Annotated in this window: 9 protein-coding genes; 2 read left to right on the forward strand and 7 right to left on the reverse strand. The window is 70.3% G+C overall.

Going from position 1 to position 6,091, the window contains the following annotated elements:
• The 5 genes from DQW85_RS29330 to DQW85_RS48305 form a co-directional block, all read right to left on the reverse strand.
• Positions 1-322, reverse strand: a 322-nt coding sequence (locus DQW85_RS29330) for a sirohydrochlorin chelatase (RefSeq protein ID WP_205315499.1), incomplete at its 3' end; no start/stop codon positions are given.
• A gap of 206 nt (positions 323-528) precedes the next feature.
• On the reverse strand, positions 529-1,257 hold the full coding sequence (locus DQW85_RS29335; RefSeq protein ID WP_113703088.1) for a phosphoadenylyl-sulfate reductase: 729 nt from the start codon (positions 1,255-1,257) through the stop codon (positions 529-531).
• The gene (locus DQW85_RS29340) at positions 1,254-1,397 is read right to left on the reverse strand and encodes an Insertion element protein (RefSeq protein WP_113703089.1); all 144 of its coding nucleotides are present in this window, start codon (positions 1,395-1,397) and stop codon (positions 1,254-1,256) included. Before DQW85_RS29340 ends, DQW85_RS29335 begins: the two co-directional genes overlap by 4 nt.
• A complete protein-coding gene (locus DQW85_RS29345) occupies positions 1,394-3,067 on the reverse strand; it encodes a nitrite/sulfite reductase (RefSeq protein ID WP_113703090.1) in 1,674 nt (557 codons plus the stop codon). Before DQW85_RS29345 ends, DQW85_RS29340 begins: the two co-directional genes overlap by 4 nt.
• Positions 3,068-3,177: 110 nt before the next feature.
• Positions 3,178-3,261: a putative leader peptide gene (locus DQW85_RS48305; protein WP_420819193.1), complete on the reverse strand. Its 84-nt coding sequence runs from the start codon at positions 3,259-3,261 to the stop codon at positions 3,178-3,180.
• Positions 3,262-3,495: 234 nt separating this feature from the next.
• Here DQW85_RS48305 and DQW85_RS29350 point away from each other — a divergent pair, with 234 nt between their 5' ends.
• A complete protein-coding gene (locus DQW85_RS29350; protein ID WP_205315500.1) occupies positions 3,496-4,344 on the forward strand; it encodes a TIGR03084 family metal-binding protein in 849 nt (282 codons plus the stop codon).
• A gap of 48 nt (positions 4,345-4,392) precedes the next feature.
• Positions 4,393-4,773 carry a YccF domain-containing protein gene (locus DQW85_RS29355; protein WP_113703091.1) on the forward strand — a complete coding sequence of 127 codons (381 nt, stop codon included), beginning with the start codon at positions 4,393-4,395 and terminating at the stop codon, positions 4,771-4,773.
• Between the two features lie 133 nt (positions 4,774-4,906).
• Here DQW85_RS29355 and DQW85_RS29360 read toward each other — a convergent pair whose 3' ends face one another.
• Both DQW85_RS29360 and DQW85_RS29365 read right to left on the reverse strand, forming a co-directional pair.
• A complete protein-coding gene (locus tag DQW85_RS29360; protein ID WP_113703092.1) occupies positions 4,907-5,881 on the reverse strand; it encodes a TAXI family TRAP transporter solute-binding subunit in 975 nt (324 codons plus the stop codon).
• Positions 5,878-6,091, reverse strand: a 214-nt coding sequence (locus DQW85_RS29365) for a hypothetical protein (protein WP_162795470.1), incomplete at its 5' end; no start/stop codon positions are given. The genes DQW85_RS29360 and DQW85_RS29365, both read right to left, overlap by 4 nt.

A 6,091-nucleotide genomic window follows, 5' to 3' on the forward strand; every position in this document is an offset into this window, starting at 1 on the left:
CCAGCCGGCGTTCCAGCGCGGCGGGCAGCAGCGGGTGCGGGCCGAGCGTGGTGCCGTAGCGGACGCGCAGCCGCGGGTCGCGGGCCCGCGCCTCGTTCAGCGCCGCGGGCAGGTCCACCCGCGAGTGGTACGCCTCGGTGAGCAGCAGTGGCAGCACCACGGCCTCGCCCAGCCCGTGCAGGGCCTGGCCGAGCGTCGGGGCGGCGTGGTCCAGGTAGGCGGTACGCACCGGCAGGCCCGGCCGGGCCCGCCGTACCTCGTCCAGCAGCGCCTCCACCGTGGCGGCGGCCCGCGGGTCGCGCGAACCGTGCGCCACCGCCACCAACGGCACCTCACCGCGCGCCGAAGGAGCTACGTCACCCCGCGTCGAGAGGCCCGCCACCAGCGGGAGGTCACCGCACCCCGAGACCCCCGAGAGCCCCAAAACCCCCGAGAGGGCCGCCTCCGTCGTCGGCGGCACACCCGCGCGCGCAGGGCGGCCCGGCCGGGCCACCTCGCCCGCCGGTGAGAGCCGCTGGGCGCCCGGGACTACAGGTGAATGCCGCATTCGACCTTCCCCAGCCCCGCCCAGCGCCCGCTGCGCGGGTCCTCGCCGGGGGCGACCTGCCGGGTGCAGGGGGCGCAGCCGATCGAGGGGTAGTTGTCGTAGTGCAGCGGGTTGATCAGCACGCCGTTGTCGGCCATGTAGTTGTCGACGTCGTCCTGGGTCCACCGGGCGATCGGGTTGACCTTGACCATCTGCCGCTTGGCGTCCCACTCCACGACCTTGGTGTCGGCGCGGGTGGGCGACTCGTCGCGGCGGATGCCCGAGATCCATGCCAGGTAGGGCTCCAGCGCCCGGTTGAGCGGCTCCACCTTGCGCAGGTAGCAGCACAGGTCGGGGTTGCGGCCGAACAGGCGCGGGCCGAGGTCGCGGTCCTGCTCCTCGACCGTGCGCGACGGCTGCACGTTGATCACATTGACGTCATAGACCTGCTGGACCGCGTCACGGGTGCCGATGGTCTCGGCGAAGTGGTAGCCCGTGTCGATGAACAGCACGTCCACCCCGGGCTTGACACGGCTGACCAGGTCGATGAGGAGCGCGTCGCTCATGGAGGAGGTCAGGCACAACCGGTCGCCGAACGTGGCCGCCGCCCAGCGGATGATCTCGCGGGGCGACGCCTCCTCCAGGAACACGGCGGCGGACTCGATGATGTCCTGCAGGTCGAGCGTGCCGCGCTGCTGTCTCAGTCCGATCTCGATGTCGACCAGCGTCATATCTTCACTCCGATTCCGAGGAACTTCAGCTTGAAAGCACGCGCGCAGGACCGGCAGTACCAACCGCCGTCGCCCTCGTAGGGCTCCAGGTCCTCGTCGCCGCAGTAGGGGCAGTGGAAGGGAACGGCTCGCGTGCTCATCGCAGGTCCGCCTCGTCAGCGCGCTGCACCCAGTCGGCGAAGGTCTCGCCTTCCTTCTTCTGGGCGTCGTAGTGGGTGACGACCCGCTCCACGTAGTCGGGCAGGGCGGCGGCCGTGGTCTTCAGGCCGCGCACCTTGCGGCCGAAGCCCGGGTTGACGCCGAGCGAGCCGCCCAGGTGGATCTGGAAGCCCTCGACCTGCTCGCCGTTCTCGTCGATCACGAGCTGGCCCTTCAGCCCGATGTCGGCGACCTGGATGCGGGCGCAGGAGTTGGGACAGCCGTTGACGTTGATGGTCAGCGGCTCGGCGAAGTCGGGCAGCCGCTGCTCCAGCTTGTCGATCAGGTCGGACGCGACGGCCTTGGTCTCGACGATGGCCAGCTTGCAGAACTCGATGCCGGTGCAGGCCATCGTCTGGCGGCGGAACGTGGACGGGTTGACCCGCAGGTCGTTGGCCTCCAGCTCGGCCACCAGGGAGTCGACCCGGTCGGGCGCGACATCGAGGATGACCATCTTCTGCTCGACCGTGGTGCGGACCCGGTCGGAGCCGTGCCGCTCGGCGATGTCGGCGATCACGTGCAGCTTGTCGCCGTCGAGGCGGCCCACCTTGGGCGCGAAGCCGACGTAGAAGTTGCCGTCCTTCTGCGGGAAGACGCCGACGTGGTCGCGCCGGCCGCCGCGGGGCTGCTCGGGGCCGGGCCCGTCGGGCAGCGCCTCCTTGAGGTATTCGGTCTCGAGGACCTGCCGGAACTTCTCCGCGCCCCAGTCGTTGACCAGGAACTTGATCCGGGCCCGGTGCCGCAGCCTCCGGTAGCCGTAGTCGCGGAAGATGCCGATCACGCCGCCGTAGACGTCGCCGACCTGGTCGGGGCGGACGAAGACGCCGATCCGCTTGCCGAACATCGGGTTGGTGGACAGCCCGCCGCCCACCCACAGGTCGTAGCCCTTCTCGCCGGTCGGCAGCTCCACCGCGACGAACGCCACGTCGTTGATCTCGTGCACGGTGCAGTGGGCCGGGCATCCGCTGATCGCCGACTTGAACTTGCGCGGCAGGTTGGAGTAGGCCGGGTCGCCGATGAACCGGTCGTGCACCTCGCGGATCTGCTCGGTCGCGTCGAGCACCTCCTCCGAGTCGATCCCGGCCAGCGGGCAGCCCAGGATCACGCGCGGGGTGTCGCCGCACGCCTCGGTGGTGGACAGGCCCACGGCCTCCAGGCGCTCCCAGATGTCGGGCACCGACTCGATCTCCACCCAGTGGAGCTGCACGTTCTGCCGGTCGGTCAGGTCGGCGGTGCCCCTGCCGTAGTCGTTGGAGATGTCGGCGATCACCCGCAGCTGGCGCAGGTCGAGCTGGCCGCCGTCGATCCTGATCCGGAGCATGAAGTAGCGGTCGTCGAGCTCCTCGGGCTCCAGGATCGCCGTCTTGCCGCCGTCGATGCCGGGCTTGCGCTGGGTGTAGAGGCCGTACCAGCGCATGCGTCCGCGCAGGTCCGCGGGGTCGATCGAGTCGAACCCGGCCTTGGAGTAGATGTCGATGATGCGCTGGCGGACGTTGAGCCCGTCGTCGTTCTTCTTGTTCTCTTCGTTCTTGTTGAGCGGCTCGCGGTAGCCGAGAGCCCACTGACCCTCGCCGCGCGGGCGCTTGTGGTGCCGGCTGGCAGGAGTGCTCATTGCGCGTCCTTCGGATGATGGGCGCGCGCAGTCTTTCCTCCCGCCTCGTCGTCGAGTGCAGGGGTTTCAGGAGGTGTGCGACGCGCTGAGTGTGAAAAGAGTGGATCGGGTCAGCTGGCGTCGCTACAGATGGCGCTGCGGACACGCTGAAGGTCGACGTGGCGCCGGCCTACGAGCATGGGGTCCGCTGGCATGTATTAGAAGATACGCGAGCGGCCCGAGTTGTCCAACATGGGGTCCAGAGTCTGGACTCGATCATCCCTGGTGCTGCCACCCCAGCGGTGATTCCTTGACCTCCGGCTGGCTCTGGTGCTGGCAGTCGCACCAGGAACCACCGCGGCACTCCTCGTGGCGCCTGTCCTTGCAACTGTCGCAGATCACATCTCGCATTATTCCTTGTAGAACGAAATTCGGGTTAGGGTGTCGGCGTGGTGGACCTGATGGCCGAACTGCTCGACGACCTGCGCGCGGAGACCGAATCCCTGGAGCTCCTGCTCCGGCCGCTCCGGCCCGGTGAGTGGGAGCTGCCCACGCCGGCCGCCGGCTGGGCGGTGCGCGACCAGGTCAGCCACCTGGCCTGGTTCGACGACGCCGCCCGCACCGCGGTGACCGACCCCGACGCCTTCCGCGCCTCGCTCGCGTCCTTCACCTCCGTGGACGACCTCGCCGCACAGGCGCGCGGCCTGCCCCCCGACGAGCTGCTGCGCTGGTTCCGTACGGCCCGCGCCACCGGCCTGGAGGCGTTCGCCCGGCTCGGCGCCCGCGACCGGGTGCCCTGGTACGGCCCCGACATGTCGGCCGCCTCGTTCGTCACCGCACGCCTGATGGAGACCTGGGCGCACGGCCAGGACGTGGCCGACGCGCTCGGCGTCACCCGGGAGCCGACGGCCAGGCTGCGCCACGTGGCGACGATCGGCCACCGGGCCCTGGCCTACAGCTTCGCCGTACGTGGGCTGCCCGTGCCTGCCGAGCCGGTGAGGGTGGAGCTGACGGCTCCCGGCGGCGAGCCGTGGACCGCCGGGCCGGCGGAGGCGGCGGACGTGGTGCGCGGCCCCATGCTCGACTTCTGCCTCGTGGTCACGCAGCGCCTCCACCTGGCCGACGCCTCGCTGGAGATCACCGGTGAGACCGCCCGCGCCTGGATGGGGATCGCCCAGGCGTTCGCCGGGCCGCCAGGACAGGGACGGGCCCCGCGCTCGGGGACGCCGACCTCGGGGACGCCGACGACCTCAGGGTTGGCCCCGAGGCCGGGGCGCCTGGAGGTCGGGGGCGGCTGAGGGGGGTGCCGGATGACGGTCCCGACAGGCCGCTGACATGCTGGAAGCATGCGCACGCTGCTGAACGTCATCTGGCTGATCTTCGCGGGCATCTGGCTCGCGCTGGGTTACGCGGTGGCCGGAGTCGTCTGCTGCATCCTGATCATCACGATCCCGTTCGGCATCGCCGCGTTCAGGATCGCCGCCTACGCGCTGTGGCCGTTCGGCCGGATCGTGGTGCGCGACCCGGAGGCCGGGGTGTTCTCGCTGATCGGGAACATCATCTGGTGTGTCGTCGCGGGCGTCTGGCTGGCCATCGGGCACGTCCTGACCGCGATCCCGCTGTTCGTGTCGATCATCGGCATCCCGCTGGGCATCGCCAACCTCAAGATGGTGCCGATCTCGCTGCTCCCGCTGGGCGCGAGCATCGTCGACGTCGACAAGGACTGAGGTCGACGAGGACTTTACGTAGACGAGGGCTGAGGTCGACGAGGACCAACGTCGACGAGGGCTGAGGCGCGTACGGGCCCGCCCCCGTGCGCGGGCAGGACGCGCAGGGGACGGGAATCGGGGGACGCCGGGGTCAGGCGGATCCGAGATACCGCTTGGCGCCGTCGTGGAGGGGGACCGGCTCGGTCTTCGGCGCGTCCTCGCGGCTGATGTTCTTCGCCTCCGGATGGACCTTCACCAGATCCGCCTGGTGCTCGAAGAGGACCTTGGTGAGGTTCGCGGCGAGGTCGGCGGGCATCTTGTCCGACACGATCAGCAGGTTGGGCACGGCGATGGTCGGCACGTCGGCAGGGGTCGCGTACACGTCCTTCCTCAGCGCGCTGGCCTGGTAGACCTGCCCGTACTCGGCCTGGAGCTTGGGCAGCAGGTCGTCGATCGGCACGAACACCACGTCGTTCTTCAGGCTGGTGGTGAGGTCGGTGATGCCTCCCGTCGGCAGGCCGCCGGACCAGAACAGCGCGTCCAGCGTGCCGTCCTTGATGCCCTGCACGGTCTCGGGCAGCGACAGCGCCTGCTTCTTGATGTCCGCGTCGGGGTTCAGCCCGGCCGCCTTCAGGAGCCGCAGGGCGATGTTCTCCGTGCCCGAGTTCGGCGACCCGGTCGACACCCGCTTGCCCTTCATGTCGGCGACCGTGCGGATGCCGGAGTCGGCCCGCGCGATCACGTGGGTGTAGTTCGTGTAGATCCGCGCCAGGGCCCGGATCGGCTGCGGGCTGTCGAAGGCGCCCTTGCCCGTCGCGGCGTCGCTCGCGGCGTCCGCCAGCGTGAACGCGATGTCGGAGTCACCGCGTACGACCCGCTGGATGTTCTCGACGGAGGCACCGGTGGCCTCGGCGGTGACCTGGTAGCCCGGCACGTTCTTGGAGAGCAGGTCGGCGTAGCCCCCGCCGAGCTGGTAGTAGACGCCCGTGGTGTTGCCGGTGGCGATGGACAGCCGGCCGTTCTTGTAGTGGTCGCCGGCGGGGCCCTGTTGTTCGCCGCCGCAGGCGGTGAGGCCGATGAGGAGAGCGGCCGCGGCGGCGCCGAGGCGGATGACGGATCGCATCATGTCCCTTTCTGCGTTCGGTGGAGGGGGTTCGGTCGGCGGAGGGCCAGGTGGAGGAGGAGTGCCACGGCGAGCAGGGCCAGCCCGGTAACGACGCTCGCCGGTTCGAGGTACAGGAGCGCGACGGCCGCGCCCGCCGAGACGGCACGTTCCGGCCAGCCCGCGCGCCGTACCATCCAGCCGCCGGTGGCGGCCGCCAGCGCGATCACGGCG

Source organism: Nonomuraea lactucae, from assembly GCF_003313395.1.
GTDB classification, from domain to species: domain Bacteria; phylum Actinomycetota; class Actinomycetes; order Streptosporangiales; family Streptosporangiaceae; genus Nonomuraea; species Nonomuraea lactucae.